Raw genomic sequence first — 22897 nt, forward strand, 5'->3', positions numbered from 1 at the left:
GACCCGTCGACCAAGAGCCATTTCGATACCCAATGACGCGCCACCTCCGCCGGCAAAGTTATCGACGATGATCTCATCGTCTATGTCAAGTCTCAACTGCATACATGCTCTGTTGTTTTATCCAACCACTTCGCCTAACCGTATACCGTGCTTACTCAACCACCGGACCGATGCGGTGTGGTTGTATGTGCCGGCTTGTTTGGCTGCTTTTATAGTTATTCGTATCACCTCTATTCTGTCGCGATGACGGATAACGTGATCCCGTTTACCGTTTTTCGAAACAGATCCGGAAAAGTATTGCTTGTCTTTCAGGCAAAACCAACCTTTACTGATGTATTGCCTGCCGCCTTGATGGCCATTTTTGTGACCGCGTTTGTAATCATTATTTCGTGTTGTGAATTCACTACTTTCATAGCTTGCGCTTATATCTCTCCAGCAATCGGCACACAACGGACCATCGATAACAATATTCCCGCGCTGTATGTGCGTAATCGGTTGATTGGTGTATTGCAAACAGCGTTTACAAAGCGTTTTATTCATGCTCTACAATCTTAAATTTTCCAGTTGATCGTTCCTGTGTGCTCTTGCCCGTCGAGGAGACGGCCGGCGGGTATTTTGCCGGTTTTCCAGGCAAAATCGCATCTTTTCTGTCCCGTACTATTAGCAAACATCTCGTCTCCCCGCTGATCAAAAGGCAGCCATTCGCCCCACTGCTTGAAGAAAAACGGCACACCCGCTTGACTGCACTGATCCCGGACCGACCGCGCCCAATCGAGGTGCATCGGTCGAGCGTTCGGGCCGGACTCTCCGCCCATGATGACGAGGTCGATACCGGGAATGGCAAAATACCCACCATTGGTAACCACTTTTCCGGTCAACGTATTTAAGTCATACGACTGTTGTTCGAGCATGTAACAGAACGTCGTAAAATCAACCAGCCCCAAAGCCGGTTCATAACTCACAAACCGGTAATGTGACGCTGGCGTCCGCAGCAACGAATGAATGCGCTCATCGGCGGTCTGCTGGTCCTCAACCGACACGCCGATGGCGAGGTTATCAAGTGGCCAATTTTTATAACAGCCAATCTTGGCGGCTGCCTCAATTGCCAAATCGTCATGTTTTGGATCATGCTCATGCCACATGTCTAGTTGTGTCATGATATGGGCCGGCAGGTTGCTGTACTCAAAGTACTCAAGCATCCTTTTCGGTCTCTTTGTAAGAATCATAAACCGGTGTTGTTCCGCCATAGCAATCACAGCCATCACCTTATCGATCCACTCGGCCGGAACAGACTCGTGGAACAAATCCCCCATGCTGCAGACAAATACTGTCCGAGGCTTTCGCCACCTGAGCGGCTCATAAAGCTTGTGCGCTTTGAATTCCGGCTTGCCTGTCCACATGGGTTTGCGGGGTATCGTCATCGGAATGACAACACCGTTGTAATACCCACCAGTCTTGCAAAACCTGCCCGCCATGCGTTCAGCATAGCAGTTATCACACCCCGAACTGACCTTACTGCACCCGATTATCGGGTTCCACGTCGCATCCGTCCACTCTATTTTGCTATTTGAACCCATATCATCCCTGCTCCTTGTTTGCGTCTGGTTCTTCCACTTCCAGCCCCTGCGCTCTCAAAGCTGCGTTTTCCCGTATAAGCATTTTGTTCAGCGCTATAATCTCCTTGTTGAGATCTTGCACCTCGTGAAATAGTTGCTTGTATTCTTGCAGCATTAGCTTAAGAAAATCATGATCCGTCATATCCACCCCCCAGAATCCCAATTGCTCATAGCTTTGAGGGTGTCGATCCAATCCTTGACCGCCTGATGTACGCGTGCAAAAATGTTTTTGCGTTTTTTGTGCGTCATGCATCACCTCCGTCAAGTTCATCCAAAAAATCAATCCGGTCCTCCATGTGCGGCTCATGCACTATCACGTCATCCGTCAAAGACATGATAGACATATGCGCGGTGTGCACATCGACATTATGCACGAGCACGGCTTTCAGCGCCATGGTTCTCGAGTGTGCGATAAACAACGGTTCGAGGATATCGCCTTTCTCGATGAACTGTTTATCAGACTCCTTATACACCTCCCGGTTATGCGCCCACCATTTTTCCATGATTGTGTGGTTTTATTGTTGTCGAACTTTGGGCCCGCCTGCGGAATCGAACCGCTCTCCCGGTTATGAGCCGGGCGTGTCGCCTTGCCACTCGGCGGGCTTCGCTGGCATTCCTGGTGCGTCAGCGTTTATAATCCCTCGGAAACGTCTTCGAGCGGAACATCTCCGCAATGGAAACCATCCCGACCGCGCAGAACGCAGCAAAAATCACATGTAAAGCTTCGTTCAGCGCGACATCTTCAAAATCCGGAATCCGTGAAAACCGGCACAGAGCCCAGAACAACCCGAAAGCGATCAACGTCAGCCCTCTCATAGTTCACCTCCCGTTCTTGGCAACCCGCCGGGATACGTCACAAACAAATCCTTGTTCCATCTCGTCGCGTCCTCGGCTTTTTTGATAACATCGAGTGTCGTCGGCTGCCCGAAAACGTGCTTCTTGACGAACCGTGCAATAGTGTTGATAAACAGCATGTCAAGTCTCCCGTTTGGTTATCGATAGAGAGCCCCTGCCGGTAACGATCCGGGCAACGCCAAAACGTTCAGAGGCTTTTACGTGCTTTACAGATTGATTTTGAGGCCAAGCTTGGCGTAAAAAGTCTCGATATCAACCGGCACATCGCCCTCGTGGATATCCGTGATCGTGTTGAAATACCCCACAGTCGGGCAAATCTCGATGTTTTTGTACAACTGAATCTCGGCGCCGGCACCAACCTGGTACGCGGTCGTGATGTTCGACGTATCGAAATCGATCATGTCGTTTTTCGGATGCACACCGCCGAACCCGGCAGACACAAAGAGATCAGATTTCGGGAAGTAGTAATACCCGTTGATCATCAGAGCATGCAGGTCAACAACATCGTTCGGGCTGTAGAGATACTCGAGCCCGACCCCGAGACGGCCAAAATCATAACCGGCCTCGAAATTGTAAACCTCCTGACCGCTGTTCCATACAGCGTCAACGGTGTCGTCAGACCCGAAATAGCCAATACCGCCCTTGACGTAAGGGTTACCGGCTTGGAGATAAGTAGGATCGCCGCCTAAAATCGCAGCGGCAAGAAACATGATTGCAAAGAGCTTTTTCATAATTCAAGTGTTTAGGTTAGTGTTGTTTTTTGCCCGGAACCGCCGGACGCGGTACTACAAAAGAACTATTGTGAGAAAAGCGAAACTGCGCGGCGCGCTCCAGCAGCGCAAGAGGCTGACCGTCGGTGAAGCAAGCCTCGCCGTTATGATACAGCGTCCACTCAGCCGGCATCATCGAATGCCGTTCGCGGTTGTAAAACCAGGCAGTCGGCATAACCGCCCAGAACGAGCCTGATCGGTGGTCGTAACCGGTCCAGGCATCAAACGCTTCGTTTACTCTTGCGAATTCCACAGCCATAAAAGCCTCCCAATCGTTATAACCCTATTCGTGCAGCCGCCATCTGTCGTAACTTCTCCATCGCCTTTTCGCCGACCGGCGTTACCCGGAAGGCATCGAGATCAACCTTTCGAAACCGCATATCACGACCAACAAGGAAATGCTCGATCTTGCCGGCATGAGCAGCCCGGCGAAGCCAGTCTTCCGTGCACCGCATGTACGCAGCGGCCTCGGAAGTGGTATACACCACCTGGTTACCAAGCCTCGCCACCTCGTCTTTCAGGTGTCGGATCTCCTGAATAATCATGTATGCTGATTCATCAATCATCCTGCTGACTCCCCGTTTCTGCGTTGTATGATTTTCTTCAAATAGCTGTTATCAACTTCGAGATCACGCAGGTATTCACGCACAGCCTTTTCAAGGCGGTCGAGGGAATCGTTGTGCAGTTTTCGCACTTGCTCATTTTCCTTGCACGGCATAGCAAAAATTGCCATCCCCTTACCCTTCGGGTATCTTGTCGCCAAAATTTTAGGATCAACCCATCTTTCTCTGTCGATAATCTTCAGCCAGTTCTTCATGTTTCTACCTTTCTTGCGTTTTCTATATCCTGAAAGTCTCTGAGCAAATCGCGCATGTCGTCACCAAGGTTAAACCCGTACCCAAGCTCGACAAGGCTGAAATAAATGTCACTGCACGACTCACACAGATATTTGTTTGCCAAGAAAACTTGATCCCCCCATATCCTCTCTTCGAATGCTGTCCTCGCGTTCCGATAACAGATATGCTCCGTCACGATGTCGCCAGAATTAAGCATCGAACCGCAAGAACAACATCGTGTTCGTCTCGTCCTGTACGGCATAAAAGAGTACTCTTCTGCAGGCTCGAAAAACCAGCTATCATAATCACCTGTCGGCCATCCGCATGTTAAACTCATCTCTCCACTCCCTTATCCTGCTTTTTTCTGTAGCCAAACGTCACGGCGAGACCTGGCGAGAGCGATGTTGTCCGCAATGCAGGAAAAAAGCTCCCCGTCAGTATGGCGGTAATCGTATTGGACCTTTTCTTTCACTCCTTTTCGCCCAAGATCAACAGTGAAATACTCTATTTGCTCCTGCCCGGTCTGGCATGTTGAACATCCGTTTAAATCTGTCATGATAACCTCCGCTTGCTGTTGTTTTGACGTATAAATCGTTTTGTAAAAACGTGTTACTTAATTATGAGATGTCGATTTTGAGACGAACTGGCTATCTGCTTTTTTAATACGTCGAGGCGGTGTTGCCTCTCTTCGGCCTCAGCCTCGGCAATCCTAACGTGTTTCCAGTAAAGCTCTTGTACCTCTTTATCTCCTCTTTCAAAAGCACGGTAAACAGCCTCCCGCTTTATTACCCGACCTCTCTGGCATAGTTCTTGATGTACCGATGACCAAACGTTTCGGTACGGGTACTTTGAGCAATCAATGTCACGAGTGCGTTCGGTCATTTTAGAGTGTTATATTCTTGTTATAGTGTCGTCAACTGCATAATAACCAATAATGGTGAAAAACCAAACCAAAAATGGACTTTTTATGAAAAAAGTTTTGCCTGAATCAGAAATTTCAAGGAATCTTGTTAAAGCCATTAAAGCTTCTGCAATGGATGAAAAATCTTTTGCAGCTGCTATCGGCTTACAAAAACAACATTTAATGGAATATATATCAGGCAAAAGAACCCCATCAAGAATAACACCAAAATTGGTTGACTTAGGGTTTTCATCTGACTGGTACCTTACCGGAAATGGTGAAATGCTTGTATCAAATGTGAAAACAAAAACGAAAGAAGAGTCTTATCATGAAAAATTAGGTAAAGCAGTACAGGAGCTTTTATCTGAAGTAGTACAAAAGGAAAAAGAAAAATATCCTGAGCATAAAGTGGCCGAATCACCTGAAATCTATAAGTCAAACACAAAAAGCATTCCTTTGTATGGGCATGCAATAGCGGCAGGTCAACCTGCAGACTCGACATGCCAAGTTGAACAATACCTTGAATTACCACGACACATGATACCGCACCCGAAACAGACTTACGCTGTTAAAGCGCAAGGTAATAGCATGATATTGGCTGGAATCGAGGAAGGAGACATTTTGATTGTTGACCGAGCAATCGAGCCAATAAGCAAAAATATTGTAATTGCCTCGATAAATGGTGAGCAAACAGTAAAGCGCTTACTGATCGACGGGGAAAATATCAAGCTTATGCCGGAAAATCACAATTATGAGCCGATAGAAATAGGTAAAGATATAGACTTTCGGACGCAGGGGGTCGTAACGTGGGTAATTAGAAAAACTAATTGAATAGGGAATAAAAAACGGGAAAAAACATGTTTAACTTTTTCAAAAAAAAACCGAAATATCCAGTGTTGACGTCTGGTATGATCGAGCCAACAGATGCGCTATTAACAGCAACCGATGCAAAAAAAGCGTATAAGTCTTTTATGGTTCAAATAGGCTATTTAGACAAATCCGATAAGCTTGAAATATCAAGCTATGTTGGATATTTTGCTGAAGCGATGAAAGCATATGAAAATGGCTCTAAAAATGAATGTAACGAATGTAAAAAATCTATATCTGATCATAAAAAAGAAATAAAAAGATTAGAAAATAAAGCCAAAATAGTTAAAGAAGAATGGGAACAAGAGGAAATCAAAGCCGAAATTGAACTTGTTAAAGAAGAAATTGAGATGTACACAAAAGATCTTAAAAAATTTAATGCGGAGTTTGAAGCGTTCAAAAGAGATAAAAGAAATTTTTTAATTGAATATGTTAATAATGAAATTCATGGGGAGAAAGAATAAAGTCTGAGACAAAACAAGGCAATTCAATTTTGTATTTCAGTTGACAAACAAAAAATCAAAATCCCAACTCCTCTTTTGAAGCTTCGACCGGCACAACTCTATCAATGCTCATAAGAATATTGAAGCCAAGCCCAAATACTTCTGGTATAACAATAAGCTTAACATTTATTCCGTTGTCAGTTGGCCAAAAGACATCAACAGTAGCAACATCGCTTTCGTTATTGGTGTGTGCGCCAAAATATGTATTCATTGTATTTAACAACTGGGCAAAACTTTCGGGACCGTCATAAGGAAACTCTACACCAACGCCTCTAAATGTTCCAATTGCATTAAAGGTAAAAATGATTTTATTTTTATCGGTTCTTGCTGTTTTCAATATTTCCCGGCCGTCCCGGGCCTCGTAGGTTAAATAACCATGGTCGGTATCAACCTTACCGCCGGGAAACTTGCGCTTGACCGTCTCTAAATCATCAGTCCATTTCACACCAAAAACCGAATCAGAAAAAACATCACTGATCGGCCCGGCAAACAGAGGAACAGCAAAAGCCACAAAAATAACCGATAGACATAGTATTTTTTTCATAATAAAGATCTCTTATGTCTTGATTTTTTGTGTCGAGTAAACGACACCTGTTTGGCTGTTGAAGAAAACAACCTCAGTAACATTCACCCGGATGTAATGTTCTGAAAAATAATAACTTTCCGGAAAGCTGAAGCTGGCTTCGAAAGAAGTCCTATCATCTTTGAGATAGCCCTTTTTGGAATCAGGTTTAAGCTCACAAACAAACATAATCCCGAAGTTATTTTTCAAAGCCTCAGCGTCACGAGGTGGTAACTGTATTTCAATTTTCCCATTGAACTTCGATCCGTTTTCAATGAGAATTCCGTAGTCAGTCCCCTCGTGTGAGGTAACAAGAGCCTTTCCCCCGTAAGCGTTTGAAGCCGTATATTCTTTATTACTGTATTGTGTACGTCTTATTTTTACCTTGTTGTCAAACATTTTCAAAATACGTTTGAACGTGACAATCTGTTTATCAGCATCATATTCTGAGTAGATATATCCGATACCTGCAGGAGGCATGACTGCATAAATCTCTTTCGTGAAAAAGAATTTTACCTGGCCCTTGTAACCGGATTGAATACGTTTTTTGTAAGCAGCTTGAGTTTCAAACTCGCCTTTCGGACCGTAGTTTTTCTTCAAATCGTTGTACACGGCAACAATGTCGTCATTGGTGTAACCCTCTGGAATAACAACCTCAGACTTGGCCGATTGTGCAAATGCATGCGGTGCGGTCGCAACAACAAGCAAGCACACCAACAAGGAAAAACGCAAAGCGGATACAATTTTCATGATCAAAAAATAAATGATTGATGAAACACCTCAAATATACTTATTTTTTGTTACGTTTCGCCAATTCACCAGCGTACTCCTCGAGCGACTTCCCGCCGGCTTCCTGTTCCCAAAATCCTTTAGACCACAATTCCAAGACGGCCAGCTCGAACGGGTCCATGAGCGAAAGCTCAGTGATCAGGTTTTGGCCTTTAACGAATATTGCTATCACAATCTTGCAAGCGTATCCTTATTTTTGATATAAATTCTTTTTTCTCCATTTTCCATTGCTTTTTCAAATGGATTATTTCGTCTTCTGTAAAATATCTTTTTTTATCTTTTTTTATCACCACACCAATTTTGTTTAAATATTTCTTTATTTTCTTAACATTATTATTTCCATACTTCCTATATGTGGAAAAAAAAACCTCTTCACTGAAACAAAATTGTTTCTTTATAAAAGAAACTTTCTTCTGAATGGAATCATAAGGAAAAAGTTTATCCCCACCATCAAACATGTCATATATTTTTAAAGAATCTTCTTTACGATGGTAAAAAAAATATTTTTCTATGCAACTCACCTCATTTAAATTCTTACCACCTAATCTATATAAATAAGCCGCCTGCTCACCCGGCCTAGAAAATGGCTGCAAACTAATTGGCTTTATTTTTTGCAACATATAGGGCTGTGTAAATTCCTCTATACTTTGCCCTATTTTATAAATGTAAATAATTCCTGGCTTAGAACTTGGTCTTATTATAGGAAGATATTTATTTAATTTTTTATCATATTTTGTGACAGCAAAAAAAGCAGCAACAAATGGATCGCCTGAAAAATCCATCAATTCTGTTTTTAATTCATAGTGTTGCGCTAAACCCTCGAAATCAATATAAAACTTCTTTGGTGGCAAAGTTCCTTCTATTGGTTTTTTCAAATCCAGCACAACAGGATGCTCTTTTAATAGATTAATAAACTCCTCCACTTTCATCCTTTCTATAAAACATTCAAGTGCTGAAACATTATTCCTATATATAGAAGCGAAAGACTTTTCATAAAATTCATTTTGCCCACGACACAATATAGATAGATTTTTTATCGGATAAGTTGAAAAAAAATCATCATCTATAGCAAAAGCCTCATAAAAACCTTTTGGAAAATACAATCCCATATCTCTTTCTATGAGCTCCTGTTTTTTATCATCAACCTCTTTTAGATATGAAATAAAGTCATAAAGAGGAACATTAATTCTATAACCTTGCATCATATATTCATTTACAAAAAAAGATAAACAAATAAATATAGGCCAAAAAATTAAGAGACGTCAGCAAAGGAAAAAATTTCATTTAAACTATTTCTCTTAAAGAAAAGCATTTAAACAAACATTTTAAATAAACGCATTACCTCTGTATATCAAGACTTGACCAGCCTCAACGGAGCAGGCTGCTCAATTGGAGCATCGATCCTGATTCGCTCGGTTGCCTCGGCAACGGCCTCATCGAGAATCTTGGCGTATACCTCGGTCATTTTGATCGAGCTGTGATCCAGCATGTCGGAAACAACATGCAGCGGAGTGCCCGCAGCAAGCTGCAAGGTTGCGAACGTGTGGCGCATACAGTGCATGGTCAAGTGCTTGTCGATACGAGCATCAAGAGCCCAACGCCTCAACTGTGTGTTGAGGTGGTGCTGCGGGATAATGTGCGGAAAGACTTTGCCGGTGCAGCGGTTCCCGATGAGTTCGCGTGCCTGAGAGGGCATATATCTTGTTTTCGTCTTTTTCGTCTTGCGCTGATAGTAGGTCATTACCGCCGATCCGTCAGCAAAGTCTTTGATATCGCTCCATTCAAGATCCCTGATTTCGGAAGTGCGGAGCCCCGTCAGTGCAGCAAAAAACGCAACTTTCCGCGTACCCTGGTACTTCGTCGGGGTCTGCATGAGTCGGGTAAGCTCCTCAATGGTCAAAAACTCGATTTTTGCCCGGGGACCCATGGGTATCGTGTCGAACCGCTCGACAAGATTAACCTGTATCAACCCTTCACGATAGGCCCGGCGCAAACCGGCGCGAAAATAGCTCATTTCGTGCGATGCTGTCGATTGTTTCCACTTGCCGGACTTGACCCGCGCCAGCATCCACCGTTTGAATTCCGAGCAGTGACCTGCTTCGAGGTTACCGATCGGCATATCGATCCCGGCTTCTTTGACGCAATCAATCATCATTTTCCACGCCATTTTGGTCGAGTATGCCCTGCCGTCCATTCCGGAAGCTTTTGTCAGGTAACCCGAGAGCATTATGCCGGAACCCTCTTTCAACAGGCCAAACGTACCGGCCTGCACCTCGATCTGACGCTGTGCCCTGACGGTTTCCGCAACTTTCTCCGTCTCCCGGTTGTGCTGCCTCTCGTTCGGGTTAAGCCGTTTTTTGCCGTACAAAAACAGTCCAAGAGGTTCCCGCCTGGTTGTTTTGCCGGACGGCAACAGCACAGGTTTTGAATATTGCAGGTAAAGACCGATCTTGTTATCAGCATGCGGACGCTTCAAAATGGAAACTTTCATACGCGAAATGTTAATTCATGGACCGTCTATGGATCGAAACATACAAAATATACGATCCATGAAGACATTTCTGCAAGAACTCAATACCTGTAACTTATTGTTTTATATAATATAAACGGCACTTGGCATTTTCTATTACAGGTATTTGATATTTTTCCCCCACATGAAACCGGAATGAGTCGGCTTATTTCGTTTTTCAGAAGTACTCCGGAAAAGCCTGTTCCGGGAAACTTTTGTGCTCTTTTAACTTTAAGATTCAAGCACCATGTCACTCACCTGGTCTCAGCTTGAAGATATGCCTCTGCTCGACATCGTCGGGCAGGGGGAAACGAGACACATCGAATTCAAACGGCTGGTACACTCCCCGAAAAAAATCGCCAAATCCATCGTCGCTTTCGCCAACACCGAGGGTGGCATTATTCTTATCGGTGTGGACGATGATAAAAGGATTACGGGTATTCACAGCGAAAAGGAGATGCTCGAGATCGTACATGATGCGGTAAAGTGGCATGTCGAACCGGTACTTCGAATTGAAACGGAAGTGGTCGAGTACAAAAAGCGGCTGGTGCTCATGGTCATCGTTCCCGAAAGCAGTGATAAACCCCACTACCACATTTCAACCGAACACGATGACAACCATACATTAAGTAAAGTACAAACAAAGAAAGTGTACCTGCGAGAAGAAAGTCATAACAAAGTTGCGTCTCCCGACAGGGTATTTCTCATGGAATCTGCAGGCGATCCCTTGAAACTGTCTTTTGGTACACATGAAAAAATGTTGCTGGGTTACCTGACGAAAAACGCAACAATCACAGCCCAGGAATTCAGTTCACTTGCGGAAATTTCTTTTCAGAAAGCCATGCAGACACTCGTTGCCTTGGTACGGTCGGGGGCCATCAAACTCTGCACTGACGGACAGGAGAGCTACTATTGCCTGCAGGATGCGTGATGTTCGTGACGAATAACAAGTAACGAGAAAAGAGAGAGGGTAATCTCCATTAGACCTTTGGCTTTTGCTGGAGCGAAAAAAAGAAATAAACGGTTTTCCGAATCACTTTCTTCTCTGGTCACTTGTCACTAATCCCATAATACTCCCGATACCAGTCAACAAACTTTTGTATCCCTTCCTCGACAGGAGTCTGAGGATGATAGCTCACATCCTGAATCAGTTGTGCAACATCGGCGTACGTATCCGGTACGTCACCCGGCTGTAAAGGAAGAAATTCCTTTTCCGCTGTCTTCCCCAAAGCCTTCTCGAGAGCCGCTATGTAATCCATAAGCTCAACAGGCTCACTGTTGCCTATATTGTATACCCGCCAGGGAGCCTTGCTCGATCCAGGATCCGGTTTCAGCCCAGACCAGTCAGGGTTCGCAACGGCTACATGATCGAGGGTACGAATCACTCCTTCGGTAATATCATCGATATAGGTAAAATCCCTGCGGTGCTTTCCATAGTTGAACACCTTGATCGGCTTGCCGTCAAGAATAGCTTTGGTAAAAAGGAAAAGCGCCATATCGGGCCTTCCCCATGGCCCATATACTGTAAAAAAACGCAAACCTGTCGTCGGGATTCCGTAAAGGTAGCTATATGTATGTGCCATGAGTTCATTTGATTTCTTAGTGGCTGCATACAATGAAAGAGGATGGTCGACATTATCGTGAACGGAGAACGGCATAGTCTCGTTCGCTCCGTACACTGAACTCGACGAGGCATAGACAAGATGCTCGACGTGATGATTCCTGCACCCTTCGAGGATATGTGTGAAGCCGACAATATTGCTGTCGATATAGGAGTGAGGATTTTCAAGCGAATAGCGGACACCGGCCTGTGCCGCCAAGTTCACGACCCTGTTGAATTTCTCAACGGCAAAAAGCTCCTCCATCCCCTCTCTGTCGGCAAGATCGAGCTTGATGAAACGGAAGTTTTCCGATTCCTGTAACAGTTCGAGACGAGCGTTTTTCAATGCAGGATCATAATAACTGTTCATGTTGTCGATACCTACGACCTCGTCTCCGCGTTCGACAAGGCTACGGCTCACATGAAAGCCAATAAAACCGGCAGCTCCGGTTACCAATAGTTTCATAAATGTCAAATGGGGTTGATGGAATTAGGACGTCAGTGATTTTGTATGGGCTGAAGGAACTCCGGGTTGATGAGTACTTCGATCCCCTGCATAATGCTGTCGAAATATACGACAAGTTTCGCCCCTCTTCCCTCTTTTCGGACAACACCTTCAAGACCGAGAAATGGACCGGTAATCACCTTGACTTTCTGACCGTAAGGCATCCCCGGAAAAACATCCTTGAGAGCATCGGGCTCGCCTGCAAGAATCTTAATCCATTCAATATCCCTGTCGATAATAACCGAAGGAACGTTTCGTATACCGACGAACTTCACGACACCATCGGTATCGAGAACCTTGTAATGATCACTTTTATAGGCAATTCTCACAAAAACATAACCTTTGAAAAGTGGTAAGCTCACTTTTTTCTTCCGGTCACTCCACTGTCGCCATGTCTCGACAAGCGGCAAATAACTGGTTATTCCTTTTTCAAGAAAAAACTGGTGAACTTTTTTTTCAAATCGCGAGCGTACGTAGACAGCATACCAGTATTGGCCCTCTTGACCATTCATAGCGTAAGAACTAATAATTTTTACTTCTCAACCGAATTCGATACACTGTGCTGCATATCGTAGATTTCAAAAGGTAAAACTGCATCATTCTATTCACATATAATGAATTTTAGCGTTTTCCACAAAGATTCCCGCACCTCGGCTCGCAGCGGGCTCCTGCAAACCGATCATGGAGAGATACCGACTCCGGTCTTTATGCCGGTCGGGACACGGGCAAGTGTAAAATCGGTTGAACCTGAAGAGCTCGAAGCTCAGCAGGTTCGTATCATCCTCGCCAACACGTATCACCTTTATCTCAGGCCCGGTAACGATATCATCGGCAAGGCTGGCGGTGTACATCGATTCATGAACTGGCAGAAGCCCCTTTTGACCGACAGCGGAGGATACCAGGTTTATTCTCTCTCCGAACTCAGAACCATCGATGAAGAGGGCGTCCGCTTCAAGTCGCATATCGACGGCTCCATGCTGTACTTTACACCTGAAAACGTCATCGATACACAGAGAACTATCGGTAGTGACATCATGATGCCTCTTGACGAGTGTCCGCCGTGGCCGGCAGAAAAAACATATGTGCAGGAATCGGGTGACATGACGGTGCGATGGGCAGAGCGGGCAAAAAAGCATTTTATATCGACACAACCCCGCTATGGACATAGTCAGGCTCTTTTCGGCATCACCCAGGGCGGCACCTATGCTGACTTGCGAACACAGGTGAGCGAAGAACTCGTCGACCTGGATTTCGACGGCTACTCCATCGGTGGTCTTGCCGTTGGCGAGCCCGCCGAAGAGATGTACCGTATACTCGATCTTTCCCATTCGATTCTACCTGAAAACAAGCCCCGCTACCTGATGGGGGTCGGTACACCAGAGAATATCCTCAACGCCATCGAACGGGGTGTCGACATGTTCGACTGCGTCATTCCCACCCGTGAAGCTCGAAACGGACGCGTTTATACAAGAAACGGCCATATCAATTTGCGTTCCGCGCGGTTTGCCGAGGATTTCACGCCAATCGACGAGGGATTCGACAACCACGTCTGCAGAAACTATTCGAGAGCCTACATACGCCATCTGCTCAACGTCGGAGAGATACTCGGGCTCAAGCTCTGCACCCTGCACAACATCTCCTTTTTCATGTGGCTCACCCGTACTGCAAGGGAACAGATTATCCAGGGAAGTTTCAGAGAGTGGAAAGACAGTTTCCTTCAGACATTCAACACCGGCAAACAATCCTGATACCATGCTCCGCAACAACAGATCGATCTTTCTCCTGAGCCTCGGTTGCTCCAAGAACACTGTCGATTCCGAAAAGCTGATTAATCAGGCAGAAAAAAACGGGTTACGCTTCGTGGAAAATGCTGACGATGCCGATATTGTCATCATCAACACTTGCGGGTTCATCGCCGATGCAAAAACCGAATCGATAGACGAAATACTTGCTGCTGCGCAAAAACGCAAGCAAGGCGAAATAGCGGCACTTTATGTCATGGGCTGCCTCAGTGCATTGTATGCACTGGAACTCAGAGCCGAGCTGCCTGAAGTCGATCACTTCTTCGGTACTTCCGATTTGGAGAAAATCATTACAATTCTCGGTGGCACCTTTTCCCCACAGCATCTGCACGAACGAACCTTGCTCACACCTCCTCACTACGCCTGGCTGAAAATTGCAGAAGGGTGTAACCGTACCTGTTCATTCTGTGCAATCCCGAAGATGCGTGGTAGGTATAGCAGTGAATCTGTCGAAAACCTGCTCGAAGAAGCCGTACTGCTCAGAGACAAAGGGGTAAAGGAAATCAACCTGATTGCTCAAGACATCAGCGTCTATGGTTACGACCGCTACGGTTCATTCCGACTGAACGACCTTTTGCTTGAACTCTCAGACCTTGACTTCCCCTGGATCAGGCTTCTCTATGCCTATCCGCAGAACTTCCCGATCGAGGTTGTCGATATCATGCGTGAGCGTAAAAACATCTGTAATTATCTCGACATGCCGGTTCAGCATATCAACGACCGCATCCTCACCTCGATGAAACGGGGTATCGGCAGGGACGACACTATTCACCTGCTGGAATCGATCCGGGAACACAACCCCGACATCAGCTTACGCACCACGATGATCACCGGCTACCCCGGCGAAACAAGGGAGGAGTTCGAGGAACTGCTTGACTTCGTCCGGGAGTTCCGCTTCGACCGGCTCGGCTGCTTCCCCTACAGCCATGAAGAGCATACCACAGCCTATGCAACTCTCGAAGACGACGTACCAGGAGAGGAAAAGCAGGATCGTGTACGCGAACTGATGGAACTGCAGGAAGGCATCTCTGCAGAGAAAAACTTTATGTTCGAAGGAAAAACGACAGAAGTTCTGATTGATGAAGTTGACGGCTCGACCGCCTATGCCAGAACACAATACGACGCCCCCGAAGTGGATAACGAATGTATTATCGAGACCGGCGGCAGCGACATCGAACCTGGAGCGTTCCATATCGCACGTATCGATGAGAGTTCAGCGTACGAGTTGTATGGAAGGATCGTAACGGAAAAGGGACTCTGACAGCCTTGTAAATATTGTATTCTCGGTGCCGGTATTCAAGGAACTGTCAGTAGCCCGAATTACCCTCATGAAACGACCACTTCCTATCTCTTACGTTTTTCTTCGTCTCTTTTCCGTATGCGCCCGGCTCAAAAGAAAAAAGCCTTATCTGCCCCCACCGTCCGCACTATGGCGGGAAGGCGATTGCACCGAATATTTTCGCCAAACCCTGCATTGCCAGAACGCCCGACATTAAACACTTGCTCGACTGACAACTGTTTTGACAAAGGTAGATCCCCCTTATGTGGTGCACCGGTGAACGAAGCAATCACGACGCGGAACAAATTAATAGAGAAGCCTGTAAATGCCCGCAGCTTTTGCATATAAGAATGCTTCGACAATAAAATAACTTATCTTTTTCTCAAAAATTACGTACTTTTTATTGAAAACAGAGAGTGAATCAAATCGTTTCCCCCAGCAATAGCGACTATACAATGACTGTTTCATGTATCCCTGTAAAATCATACAGCTCAAAACCGCTTTTTCTCAAAAAACGTCTCGCCGGTTTTTATTCCCATACGGGTTCTACTTTGCTTTCGATAAAGCATAATACGCAGTATGCTCCAAGCGTCTCGTGTTTTTATAGAGTACCTTTTTTCAAACTACGGGTAAAAACTTTTTTATCCGATATATCTTTTCCGCCAAAAAATATATACAACAAATACCCGTCGGAAGGAGGCAAAAACCATGAGCAGGTTCAGGGTTATAGAATTCCAGTTGCTTCAGGCTTGCAATGCCAGTTGCATGTACTGTGCATACAATCAAAATCTTCCGAAGTTTAACAAGTGGCTCCCTCTCGAAATCGTGGAAAAAACCCTGGCGGAAGAAAAGCCCGAGTGGGTCTGGTTCGAGGGTGGCGAGGTCACCATATCGGACAAGTCGAAAGAATACCTGCTTCGGGCAATGGAAATAGGCAATAAATATGGCGTCAAAAATCGTATCAACACAAACTGCAGGAACATCGATCCGCAATGGGCCGGACGGCTTGCCGATGGAGGCCTGCAGTTTGCCTGCGTCTCCTTCGACACACTGGATCCTGAACGATTAGAGCTTCTGCGCGGCTTTGCGGAAGGAACAGGGGCAGAAAACCTGGAGCAACTCAAGGCAAACGCACTCTGTCTGGCAGACCGGGGGGTAACCGTCGATCTGGAGGCAACGGTGACCCGGCACAACATCCACGAGCTCGAAGCGTTATATGACTACGCTGAAAGCGTGGCAACGAACGGCCGAAACATTATCATGGGCGCACAATGCCTTGTTGCGACTTACGACGAAGCTTTCGGGTTATACCCGAAGATGGACGAGATGAACGAAGCGTTCATCCGGCTGACCGAAAAAGCGAAAAACGGCAGGATTCCCCTGCGTATCTGCTGCTCGCCGATGGTTCGCTGCAAATCTCCCGCGCTCTACGAACCGCACCCGAACATCATTTGGGTAGAATGCAGTTGCGGCTTCGATTACGTCCATGTGAATGCTACAGGTGACGTGCTGCTCTGCGGGTTCTGGGATCATACCAGGACCATCGGCAACCTGAACGATGCATCCCTGAGGGAAATCTGGGAGAAAAGCGAACTGCGCCGACGGGCCATGACCGAAATTCCTGAAAACTGTGAGGGCTGTCAACACTGGGAAGGTCCCGACCGCTGCCACAACACCTGCTTCTCGATTGTCCACCGCAGTACCGGCTCGTTCACATCCTTTGCCTATGACCTTACATGCAAGGCAATTACCGATGCCGCAAACAGAAGACCGTTATGAACAACCTCAATCCGTGGGAATATACCGAGCTGGAGTTTTCCGGGCAGCTCGCCTACCTCACCGTTTCCTGCACAACCCGGTGCAATTTCAAATGCGTCTTCTGTTCAAAAAAAGACCATGCGGTAACCGACCTCGATTACGGCATACTTAAAAAAGCCCTTTCCGAATCGCTGCTTCTGGGTTTGCGGAAAGTCGAGCTGACCGGAGGCGAAGCACTGCTCTATCCGCATTTCTGGGATGTCGTCGCTTACCTGAGAGAAAACGATGTGATGGTGCAGCTTGTCACCAACGGTTCCCTTATCGACAGGGAGCTTGCCGGAAAACTGGCGGCTGCCCGAATAAATGTGGCTATCAGCCTCACCACCCTTGACCCGGAAGAATTCTTCTCTCTGACCGGCGGCCAGGGTGAACACCGAACGATCGTCGAAACGCTGGAACACCTCAAAGTCTCCGGTTACCGTGCGGATACCTATCCCATGTTTGCCATACATTCCCTGGGCTCCAGGAAAAATTTCAGCGAACTGGAACGCTTGCGCACGTTTGCAGCGCAAAAAGGCTGCGGGTTTGTGTTGAACCGGGCCATCCCGGTCGGCGGTCTGCAGGCGGACAATGTGCCGTCAGCGAATGATCTGAGACTGTTTCTGGACAACGAGTCCAGCGATTATCCTGCGTCGGTGCCCTTTTCCGGAGACACTCCCTGCAACCGCCTCAAGGCAGGCTGCTATATCGGCTCCGACGCAAAAGTTCGCCCCTGCTCATCCATTGACATCGAGGTGGGCGACCTCTGCAAGGAGTCCATCACCACGATATGGCGGGAATCAGAAATCCTCGAGCGATGCCGCACCATTGACGACCATCTCGAAGGCTCCTGTGGAACCTGCCCGGAACGCAGCCGCTGCTACGGCTGCCGGGCTGTAGCTTATGCAACCTGGGGATCCCTGACCGCTCCCGATCCGGGCTGCTTCAGGTTTAGTGGAGATGCACAATTCAACGCTCAACAAGGAGAAACAGAGTGAAAGTAGCATTTGTCGCCCCGCCTGTCCCTGCGGTTCCTCTGAGCCAGATGCAACGGCTCTATTATTTTTACCTGTTCTCGTCCCGCGCCTTCACGGTATTCAATCATTTAACGCAACAGGATTTCTACCGCTTCTGGATGCTCGAACCCGTCCACCTGGGATTGCTGCAACTTATTTCCTACCTCGAGCAGCACGGCATCGAGTGCTCTTTTTTCGGTCCGATAAGCCCGGAAGGCAAGCATGTGGACCGGGAAGAAATTCTTCTGCAGAAAATCCTCAAACGGGCAGATGAGTTCGACGCCATAGGCTTCAGCTCGATTACCGCCAGCTACAGAACCGCTGCACGCATGGCAGGGCGCATCAGGCAGGAACACCCTGGCATCCCCCTGCTCCTGGGCGGCAACCATGCATGGGTACGATACGGTGAAGTCCTGCGGGAGTCGGCTTTCGACATCCTGGTGCACAAGGAGGGCGAAGCAACCACCCTGGAGCTGCTCCGGACCATGGAACGAAAAGAACCGCTTCACGGCATAGCGGGAATCAGTTTTATAGAGAACGGTAAACTCTTCAAGACCCCCGATCGTCCTCGCATGGATCGCTCTGCATTGCCCCTGATCGGCTATGAACACCTGGAAGACAATTTTGCCGGCGAAGAACTTGGCGGAGACGACCGGCTATCCATACCGATATCCAGGGTGACGCCTCTGACCGGCTGCACCAACGACTGCGTCTGGTGTGCTGATTTCTGGAAACCGGAGGTTACCGGCCAAAACCTCGATCGGTTCAAGGAAGAGGTTCGTTACCTGATGGAAAACCGCAACAGCCGTTTCTTCTACCTGGGCACCCATGATTTTCTTCATCAAATCGGCCGAGCCATGGAAATTGCCGAGCAGATGGGTTCGTTACAATCGGAAATGCACTGGGAAGCCCAGACCAGAGCCAACCCAAAAGCTACCAGGGATCATTTCCGCAAACTGCGCGAGGCCGATTGCCGCTGTCTGCATGTAGGCGTCGAAAGCGCCAACCAGGATCTTCTCGGAATCATGGGCAAAAACATCCGGATTCCCGAGGTCATGCGCATGCTGGAATACGCTAGGGAAGAAGGGATAGAAACCCATACCTACTGGCTCATCGGATCACCATTCGAAACCTATGAGACGGCCCGTCAAACCATAGCCACCATGAGCAGCTGGATACGCTCCGGCCTGTCCAGCACCGCTGAAATCAACATGCTTGTGGGTTATCCCGGCACAGAATTATACGAGAACAGGCGTCACTTCGACATTACATGGGTCGAGCCGGATTTCAGTAATTACGATGGGCGCAACCGCCCCACCTTTGAAACAACACACCTGACAAGCCGTGATCTGGAATACCTCTTCCACCGGGCTATGGATGAATATTGCTCGGTTATGGAAGACACCATCGGTACCAGAGAACAGGTAACGGAACAACTCGGGCATCGATTCCCGAATTTCGATCCCGCTTTCATGGAGGCAGCGTTTTAAGATGAACACAATGTGCAGTCAAACGGCCCTTGACGACATACCGCTATTCACGGCAAAACAACGTGAAGCAATTACAAGGGTCACCCGGAAATACCCTATGCGGGTTACGGATTATTATCTGGGGCTGATCAGGGAACCTGGTGACGCGATTTACAGGCAGTGTATCCCCTCGGAAGAGGAATTGACCAATGCCTCAGGCCAGCCTGATCCCCTGAAAGAGGATGCCCACTCCCCTGTCCCGCGTCTGCATCATCGGTACCCGGACAGGGTTCTCCTGATGGCGACCAACAATTGTGCCATGTACTGCCGTTTTTGTACCAGAAAACGCAATATCGGCGACAGGACCACGGCAATCACCGCCGAAGAGCTTGCAAATGCAGTGGAATACCTGAGCGATCATGAAGAGGTTTGCGATGTGCTTATTTCAGGCGGTGACCCGTTAACCCTGCCCCAGAAAAAGTTGGAGAAAATTATCAAGTCCGTAAGAACCATTCCCCATATCGACATTATCAGGATCGGCACCCGCATACCTTGCATCGATCCGAAACAGGTTACCGAAGAACTCTGCAGTATGTTGAAAAAGTACCACCCTCTCTATATCAATGTGCAGTTCAACAACCCGGCTGAAATAACCCCTCAGTCGCAACAGGCTTGTACCATGCTGGCCGACGCTGGCATTCAGCTCGGCAACCAGTCGGTACTGCTCAGAGGAGTGAACGACTCCCCCGAGGTGATGAAGGAACTGGTACGAAAGCTTCTGGCTATGAGAGTAAAACCCTACTATTTGTTTATTCCCGACATGGTAAAAGGAACCGGCCATTTTCGAACCAGCCTGGAAACCGGGCTTGAGATCATCGATGCCATCCAGGGCCGGATGAGCGGCATGGCAACGCCACAACTGGTCATAGACCTGGAAAACGGCGGCGGTAAGGTAGCGTTGTCACCCGACCACATAATCGATAAACAAGACGGAAAATACACGTTTCGAAATTTCGAAAACAAAAAGTATGAATACATCGATTTCCAGCCTTGCGAAAAACGGAGTTGACCAGAGTGAATCGCTCCTCGGACTGCTGGGCCAAATTACGGGCAAACCGTCTTCCACACTCAAAGGCAGCTTGAGAGGATATTTCCAGGCTGTTCCGTCACTCCTGGGAAACAGCTTCCTCAGCCAGATTGTCTCTCCTACTATTTTCGGCACCCAGCTCAAGGCCCTGGCCCTGTCCGAGCGGGTGTTTCTGTCGGCGTTCGAGGCCATGAGCCGTTGGAAAAGCTGGAACGACTCCCTCGCAGACACCCTGCTCAGAGAGGTTATCCCTGCCTTACTGGGCATCACCTCCATGCACAAGCGGGACAATGACCCCTTGCTTGTCAGCCTTGCCTTAGGCCGGCTCGCGGAACAAGCAGGGAAAGGGTCGGTGCGGCTGGTAAGCCTTGTTTGCCCCAGCTACCAGTACCGACGTGATTCCAAAGGCAGGCTCTGGCACTCCTCGGGTGAGTTACTGCCCACGACAGGAGCGCGTTTCAGAAGGGTAGCCGCTACCTTGGCCCGGGTTTTCTCACCCCTTACGGAGCACGCTGTTGAAATTGACTGGGAGTTCTGGGGCTACACAGGCGAAACAGGCGATCCGGAACACCTGATCGATATGGCTCGTTTCGTACACCAGCATTACCGGGATGATCCGCAGCTGTTATTTGACACTCTGAGCAGGGCTGCACAGGATATGAACGAGCAGCTTCAGGAAGAAATGCACCGTTGTAACATTACTGCCTCTACCTGCTCCCTGGACCTGAAATTCGGAGCAGTCATTCGCGAAATCCGGGACGCCTTTTCAACAACATTTCCCGACCAGTTGGGAAAAATCACAAACCCGAAGTATGTGGAGTCGTGGCTGAATGATGTCTGCAAATGCGGCCCACTCATTCATTCTTTCGTGAAACAGGAAAAAATCTATCGGCAAAACGTCATTATAGAATTCACCGAACCCATTGTTTCGGCCGCCCTGCGGGAGATGCTGCTGTATACCCATATCCTGGATGACGTGCGAAAAAACGACTCGATCATCATCGATACGGAAAGCAGTTCCAACTATATGACCGAGACGCTGCAATACCTCCCGACTGGACTGATTTTCACCCGATCGAGCAAAAAGAAGGATGACGATCAGCACGCGAAATACACGCTGAACATCCGTCAGCCGTATAATGTCGTGACCTGCTGATAAAGGGCATCTCTATACATTGTCGCGAGCGCCTTGAGTACGAAGCGGACGGAACACAGAAACCGGAGTGTACATAGAGCACATGAAGATTTCGAGCACCGATCAACAAAGTAATCATGGTGCGTAGCACATTAATAGAAGTGCCCTAAAAATCCGAAGCCGAGATGGCAAACATCATCCTGCTGTCAATACTGTATGCCTGGTTTATACCCAAAAACGCAGTACATATATTTCTTACCGAGAATCTTGATCTCGACAATCTCGGTGATTTCCACGTGGTGGTCAGTCTCGCCGCCATATGTTCAGTGATATTCCTTCCAGGAGGAGATTCCGGCCTCAGCCGCTTCTTCCCGATATATCTTGAAAACAAAGACTATACAAAGAGAAAAAGCTATATAGTCTATTACCTGAAACTGACCCTCATCATATCATTTTGTTTCTGCGTCTTTTCTCTCCTAGCTGATTTTTTCCTTGTCTATTATCAGTTTGAAAAACTTCTTCACGAATCATACTTCGCGATGATTCTGACTCCGGCTCTTGCCGTATTTGCCATCCTGAGCGAATCACTCATTGCCATTCATCGCCAATATGCATCGAGCCTGACCACGGAACTGTTAAAGCGGCTCTTGTTTCTGGCAAGTGTCTCTATCTGGCTGTTTTTCAACACTACCATCAACGAATACCAGGTCATAATATTGCTTTTCTTGAACCTGTCGATAATTAAGAATTGGTTATATCTTATTTTGATCGGCACCGCTGTTAACTCCGTCCTGCAACTCGCTTCTCCATTGCTCAGATTAAGCGGTTATGCCAGGGAAACCTCCATCATTTCGAACAGGATCCTGATGATCAGTGTCATTTCAGCTCCTGTTATGATTTATTTTTTTCGGTCTTAAAAGAGCAGTAGTTTCATTGGTAGGTCTTCGTTTTCTCAGAAGGTACTGGTATTCCTTCAGATTATAAGCAATGCACGGCATT

Annotated in this window: 31 protein-coding genes; 11 read left to right on the forward strand and 20 right to left on the reverse strand. The window is 47.3% G+C overall.

Going from position 1 to position 22897, the window contains the following annotated elements; genetic code table 11:
- Positions 1–117: 117 nt before the first annotated feature.
- The 12 genes from QZ209_RS08405 to QZ209_RS08460 all read right to left on the reverse strand — a co-directional run bounded on the left by QZ209_RS08405 (position 118) and on the right by QZ209_RS08460 (position 4633).
- Positions 118–540, reverse strand: a complete 423-nt coding sequence (locus QZ209_RS08405; RefSeq protein WP_294346904.1) for a hypothetical protein — start codon at positions 538–540, stop codon at positions 118–120.
- 11 nt (positions 541–551) lie between these two features.
- Positions 552–1577 (reverse strand): phage Gp37/Gp68 family protein, encoded by a 1026-nt coding sequence (locus tag QZ209_RS08410; RefSeq protein WP_294346906.1) that lies wholly within the window; start codon positions 1575–1577, stop codon positions 552–554.
- A gap of 1 nt (position 1578) precedes the next feature.
- Entirely contained in the window at positions 1579–1809 is a 231-nt protein-coding gene (locus QZ209_RS08415; protein WP_294346908.1) for a hypothetical protein, read from the reverse strand.
- Positions 1810–1861: 52 nt separating this feature from the next.
- Entirely contained in the window at positions 1862–2119 is a 258-nt protein-coding gene (locus QZ209_RS08420; RefSeq protein WP_294346910.1) for a hypothetical protein, read from the reverse strand.
- 121 nt (positions 2120–2240) lie between these two features.
- Positions 2241–2432 carry a hypothetical protein gene (locus QZ209_RS08425; RefSeq protein ID WP_294346911.1) on the reverse strand — a complete coding sequence of 64 codons (192 nt, stop codon included), beginning with the start codon at positions 2430–2432 and terminating at the stop codon, positions 2241–2243.
- Positions 2429–2590 (reverse strand): hypothetical protein, encoded by a 162-nt coding sequence (locus QZ209_RS08430; RefSeq protein WP_294346913.1) that lies wholly within the window; start codon positions 2588–2590, stop codon positions 2429–2431. Before QZ209_RS08430 ends, QZ209_RS08425 begins: the two co-directional genes overlap by 4 nt.
- An 87-nt stretch (positions 2591–2677) precedes the next feature.
- Entirely contained in the window at positions 2678–3202 is a 525-nt protein-coding gene (locus QZ209_RS08435; protein ID WP_294346915.1) for an outer membrane beta-barrel protein, read from the reverse strand.
- A gap of 16 nt (positions 3203–3218) precedes the next feature.
- Positions 3219–3500, reverse strand: coding sequence for a hypothetical protein (locus QZ209_RS08440; RefSeq protein ID WP_294346917.1), 282 nt, complete (start codon positions 3498–3500; stop codon positions 3219–3221).
- A gap of 16 nt (positions 3501–3516) precedes the next feature.
- Positions 3517–3807: a helix-turn-helix domain-containing protein gene (locus tag QZ209_RS08445; protein ID WP_294346918.1), complete on the reverse strand. Its 291-nt coding sequence runs from the start codon at positions 3805–3807 to the stop codon at positions 3517–3519.
- Positions 3804–4058, reverse strand: coding sequence for a hypothetical protein (locus QZ209_RS08450; RefSeq protein ID WP_294346919.1), 255 nt, complete (start codon positions 4056–4058; stop codon positions 3804–3806). The genes QZ209_RS08445 and QZ209_RS08450 overlap by 4 nt, the downstream gene beginning before the upstream one ends.
- Complete coding sequence (locus tag QZ209_RS08455) at positions 4055–4414, reverse strand: hypothetical protein (RefSeq protein WP_294346921.1); 360 nt, start codon at positions 4412–4414, stop codon at positions 4055–4057. The genes QZ209_RS08450 and QZ209_RS08455 overlap by 4 nt, the downstream gene beginning before the upstream one ends.
- Before the next feature lie 12 nt (positions 4415–4426).
- On the reverse strand, positions 4427–4633 hold the full coding sequence (locus tag QZ209_RS08460) for a DUF3873 family protein (RefSeq protein ID WP_294346924.1): 207 nt from the start codon (positions 4631–4633) through the stop codon (positions 4427–4429).
- A 378-nt stretch (positions 4634–5011) separates the two neighbouring features.
- Between QZ209_RS08460 and QZ209_RS08465 the strand changes: the two genes are divergently transcribed.
- Complete coding sequence (locus QZ209_RS08465) at positions 5012–5809, forward strand: LexA family transcriptional regulator (RefSeq protein ID WP_294346925.1); 798 nt, start codon at positions 5012–5014, stop codon at positions 5807–5809.
- A 26-nt stretch (positions 5810–5835) separates the two neighbouring features.
- Complete coding sequence (locus tag QZ209_RS08470; protein ID WP_294346927.1) at positions 5836–6309, forward strand: hypothetical protein; 474 nt, start codon at positions 5836–5838, stop codon at positions 6307–6309.
- A 55-nt stretch (positions 6310–6364) separates the two neighbouring features.
- On the opposite strand, the gene QZ209_RS08475 is transcribed toward QZ209_RS08470, so the two are convergent.
- The 5 genes from QZ209_RS08475 to QZ209_RS08495 all read right to left on the reverse strand — a co-directional run bounded on the left by QZ209_RS08475 (position 6365) and on the right by QZ209_RS08495 (position 10190).
- Entirely contained in the window at positions 6365–6892 is a 528-nt protein-coding gene (locus tag QZ209_RS08475; protein WP_294346929.1) for a hypothetical protein, read from the reverse strand.
- A 12-nt stretch (positions 6893–6904) separates the two neighbouring features.
- Complete coding sequence (locus tag QZ209_RS08480; RefSeq protein WP_294346931.1) at positions 6905–7660, reverse strand: hypothetical protein; 756 nt, start codon at positions 7658–7660, stop codon at positions 6905–6907.
- A gap of 40 nt (positions 7661–7700) precedes the next feature.
- A complete protein-coding gene (locus QZ209_RS08485; RefSeq protein ID WP_294346932.1) occupies positions 7701–7871 on the reverse strand; it encodes a hypothetical protein in 171 nt (56 codons plus the stop codon).
- On the reverse strand, positions 7852–8904 hold the full coding sequence (locus QZ209_RS08490; protein WP_294346934.1) for an FRG domain-containing protein: 1053 nt from the start codon (positions 8902–8904) through the stop codon (positions 7852–7854). The genes QZ209_RS08485 and QZ209_RS08490 overlap by 20 nt, the downstream gene beginning before the upstream one ends.
- A 146-nt stretch (positions 8905–9050) precedes the next feature.
- Positions 9051–10190 carry a site-specific integrase gene (locus tag QZ209_RS08495; RefSeq protein WP_294346936.1) on the reverse strand — a complete coding sequence of 380 codons (1140 nt, stop codon included), beginning with the start codon at positions 10188–10190 and terminating at the stop codon, positions 9051–9053.
- Between the two features lie 265 nt (positions 10191–10455).
- On the opposite strand from QZ209_RS08495, the gene QZ209_RS08500 reads away from it, so the two are divergent.
- Positions 10456–11139: an ATP-binding protein gene (locus tag QZ209_RS08500; RefSeq protein ID WP_294346938.1), complete on the forward strand. Its 684-nt coding sequence runs from the start codon at positions 10456–10458 to the stop codon at positions 11137–11139.
- Between the two features lie 118 nt (positions 11140–11257).
- Here the strand turns inward: QZ209_RS08500 and QZ209_RS08505 are convergent, their stop codons facing one another.
- On the reverse strand, positions 11258–12274 hold the full coding sequence (locus tag QZ209_RS08505; RefSeq protein ID WP_294346940.1) for an NAD-dependent epimerase: 1017 nt from the start codon (positions 12272–12274) through the stop codon (positions 11258–11260).
- Between the two features lie 32 nt (positions 12275–12306).
- On the reverse strand, positions 12307–12825 hold the full coding sequence (locus QZ209_RS08510) for a UpxY family transcription antiterminator (protein WP_294346942.1): 519 nt from the start codon (positions 12823–12825) through the stop codon (positions 12307–12309).
- A 102-nt stretch (positions 12826–12927) separates the two neighbouring features.
- Between QZ209_RS08510 and tgt the strand changes: the two genes are divergently transcribed.
- On the forward strand, positions 12928–14061 hold the full coding sequence (tgt, locus tag QZ209_RS08515; RefSeq protein WP_294346944.1) for a tRNA guanosine(34) transglycosylase Tgt: 1134 nt from the start codon (positions 12928–12930) through the stop codon (positions 14059–14061).
- Positions 14062–14065: 4 nt separating this feature from the next.
- On the forward strand, positions 14066–15376 hold the full coding sequence (gene rimO / locus QZ209_RS08520) for a 30S ribosomal protein S12 methylthiotransferase RimO (protein ID WP_294346946.1): 1311 nt from the start codon (positions 14066–14068) through the stop codon (positions 15374–15376).
- Between the two features lie 128 nt (positions 15377–15504).
- On the opposite strand, the gene QZ209_RS08525 is transcribed toward rimO, so the two are convergent.
- The gene (locus tag QZ209_RS08525) at positions 15505–15738 is read right to left on the reverse strand and encodes a hypothetical protein (protein ID WP_294346948.1); all 234 of its coding nucleotides are present in this window, start codon (positions 15736–15738) and stop codon (positions 15505–15507) included.
- A gap of 364 nt (positions 15739–16102) precedes the next feature.
- On the opposite strand from QZ209_RS08525, the gene QZ209_RS08530 reads away from it, so the two are divergent.
- The 6 genes from QZ209_RS08530 to QZ209_RS08555 all read left to right on the forward strand — a co-directional run bounded on the left by QZ209_RS08530 (position 16103) and on the right by QZ209_RS08555 (position 22815).
- On the forward strand, positions 16103–17173 hold the full coding sequence (locus QZ209_RS08530) for a radical SAM protein (RefSeq protein ID WP_294346950.1): 1071 nt from the start codon (positions 16103–16105) through the stop codon (positions 17171–17173).
- The gene (locus tag QZ209_RS08535) at positions 17170–18189 is read left to right on the forward strand and encodes a radical SAM protein (RefSeq protein WP_294346952.1); all 1020 of its coding nucleotides are present in this window, start codon (positions 17170–17172) and stop codon (positions 18187–18189) included. The genes QZ209_RS08530 and QZ209_RS08535 overlap by 4 nt, the downstream gene beginning before the upstream one ends.
- Positions 18186–19697 carry a radical SAM protein gene (locus QZ209_RS08540; RefSeq protein ID WP_294346954.1) on the forward strand — a complete coding sequence of 504 codons (1512 nt, stop codon included), beginning with the start codon at positions 18186–18188 and terminating at the stop codon, positions 19695–19697. The genes QZ209_RS08535 and QZ209_RS08540 overlap by 4 nt, the downstream gene beginning before the upstream one ends.
- Positions 19698–19707: 10 nt before the next feature.
- Positions 19708–20745, forward strand: coding sequence for a KamA family radical SAM protein (locus QZ209_RS08545; protein WP_294346957.1), 1038 nt, complete (start codon positions 19708–19710; stop codon positions 20743–20745).
- Complete coding sequence (locus QZ209_RS08550; protein WP_294346959.1) at positions 20705–21919, forward strand: hypothetical protein; 1215 nt, start codon at positions 20705–20707, stop codon at positions 21917–21919. The genes QZ209_RS08545 and QZ209_RS08550 overlap by 41 nt, the downstream gene beginning before the upstream one ends.
- A gap of 164 nt (positions 21920–22083) precedes the next feature.
- Positions 22084–22815 (forward strand): hypothetical protein, encoded by a 732-nt coding sequence (locus QZ209_RS08555; RefSeq protein WP_294346961.1) that lies wholly within the window; start codon positions 22084–22086, stop codon positions 22813–22815.
- Positions 22816–22897 lie beyond the last annotated feature (82 nt).

Source organism: Prosthecochloris sp., assembly GCA_015482705.2.
In the GTDB taxonomy this organism is placed as follows: Bacteria; Bacteroidota; Chlorobiia; order Chlorobiales; family Chlorobiaceae; genus Prosthecochloris.

Bases quoted from the DNA above. Each gene is read 5' to 3' on its own strand.
- QZ209_RS08405 (WP_294346904.1), bottom strand. From the start codon at position 540: ATGAATAAAACGCTTTGTAAACGCTGTTTGCAATACACCAATCAACCG.
- QZ209_RS08410 (WP_294346906.1), bottom strand. From the start codon at position 1,577: ATGGGTTCAAATAGCAAAATAGAGTGGACGGATGCGACGTGGAACCCG.
- QZ209_RS08420 (WP_294346910.1), bottom strand. From the start codon at position 2,119: ATGGAAAAATGGTGGGCGCATAACCGGGAGGTGTATAAGGAGTCTGAT.
- QZ209_RS08425 (WP_294346911.1), bottom strand. From the start codon at position 2,432: ATGAGAGGGCTGACGTTGATCGCTTTCGGGTTGTTCTGGGCTCTGTGC.
- QZ209_RS08430 (WP_294346913.1), bottom strand. From the start codon at position 2,590: ATGCTGTTTATCAACACTATTGCACGGTTCGTCAAGAAGCACGTTTTC.
- QZ209_RS08435 (WP_294346915.1), bottom strand. From the start codon at position 3,202: ATGAAAAAGCTCTTTGCAATCATGTTTCTTGCCGCTGCGATTTTAGGC.
- QZ209_RS08440 (WP_294346917.1), bottom strand. From the start codon at position 3,500: ATGGCTGTGGAATTCGCAAGAGTAAACGAAGCGTTTGATGCCTGGACC.
- QZ209_RS08445 (WP_294346918.1), bottom strand. From the start codon at position 3,807: ATGATTGATGAATCAGCATACATGATTATTCAGGAGATCCGACACCTG.
- QZ209_RS08450 (WP_294346919.1), bottom strand. From the start codon at position 4,058: ATGAAGAACTGGCTGAAGATTATCGACAGAGAAAGATGGGTTGATCCT.
- QZ209_RS08455 (WP_294346921.1), bottom strand. From the start codon at position 4,414: ATGAGTTTAACATGCGGATGGCCGACAGGTGATTATGATAGCTGGTTT.
- QZ209_RS08460 (WP_294346924.1), bottom strand. From the start codon at position 4,633: ATGACAGATTTAAACGGATGTTCAACATGCCAGACCGGGCAGGAGCAA.
- QZ209_RS08465 (WP_294346925.1), top strand. From the start codon at position 5,012: ATGGTGAAAAACCAAACCAAAAATGGACTTTTTATGAAAAAAGTTTTG.
- QZ209_RS08470 (WP_294346927.1), top strand. From the start codon at position 5,836: ATGTTTAACTTTTTCAAAAAAAAACCGAAATATCCAGTGTTGACGTCT.
- QZ209_RS08475 (WP_294346929.1), bottom strand. From the start codon at position 6,892: ATGAAAAAAATACTATGTCTATCGGTTATTTTTGTGGCTTTTGCTGTT.
- QZ209_RS08480 (WP_294346931.1), bottom strand. From the start codon at position 7,660: ATGAAAATTGTATCCGCTTTGCGTTTTTCCTTGTTGGTGTGCTTGCTT.
- QZ209_RS08490 (WP_294346934.1), bottom strand. From the start codon at position 8,904: ATGATGCAAGGTTATAGAATTAATGTTCCTCTTTATGACTTTATTTCA.
- QZ209_RS08495 (WP_294346936.1), bottom strand. From the start codon at position 10,190: ATGAAAGTTTCCATTTTGAAGCGTCCGCATGCTGATAACAAGATCGGT.
- QZ209_RS08500 (WP_294346938.1), top strand. From the start codon at position 10,456: ATGTCACTCACCTGGTCTCAGCTTGAAGATATGCCTCTGCTCGACATC.
- QZ209_RS08505 (WP_294346940.1), bottom strand. From the start codon at position 12,274: ATGAAACTATTGGTAACCGGAGCTGCCGGTTTTATTGGCTTTCATGTG.
- QZ209_RS08510 (WP_294346942.1), bottom strand. From the start codon at position 12,825: ATGAATGGTCAAGAGGGCCAATACTGGTATGCTGTCTACGTACGCTCG.
- tgt (WP_294346944.1), top strand. From the start codon at position 12,928: ATGAATTTTAGCGTTTTCCACAAAGATTCCCGCACCTCGGCTCGCAGC.
- rimO (WP_294346946.1), top strand. From the start codon at position 14,066: ATGCTCCGCAACAACAGATCGATCTTTCTCCTGAGCCTCGGTTGCTCC.
- QZ209_RS08525 (WP_294346948.1), bottom strand. From the start codon at position 15,738: ATGCAAAAGCTGCGGGCATTTACAGGCTTCTCTATTAATTTGTTCCGC.
- QZ209_RS08530 (WP_294346950.1), top strand. From the start codon at position 16,103: ATGAGCAGGTTCAGGGTTATAGAATTCCAGTTGCTTCAGGCTTGCAAT.
- QZ209_RS08535 (WP_294346952.1), top strand. From the start codon at position 17,170: ATGAACAACCTCAATCCGTGGGAATATACCGAGCTGGAGTTTTCCGGG.
- QZ209_RS08545 (WP_294346957.1), top strand. From the start codon at position 19,708: ATGTGCAGTCAAACGGCCCTTGACGACATACCGCTATTCACGGCAAAA.
- QZ209_RS08550 (WP_294346959.1), top strand. From the start codon at position 20,705: ATGAATACATCGATTTCCAGCCTTGCGAAAAACGGAGTTGACCAGAGT.
- QZ209_RS08555 (WP_294346961.1), top strand. From the start codon at position 22,084: ATGGCAAACATCATCCTGCTGTCAATACTGTATGCCTGGTTTATACCC.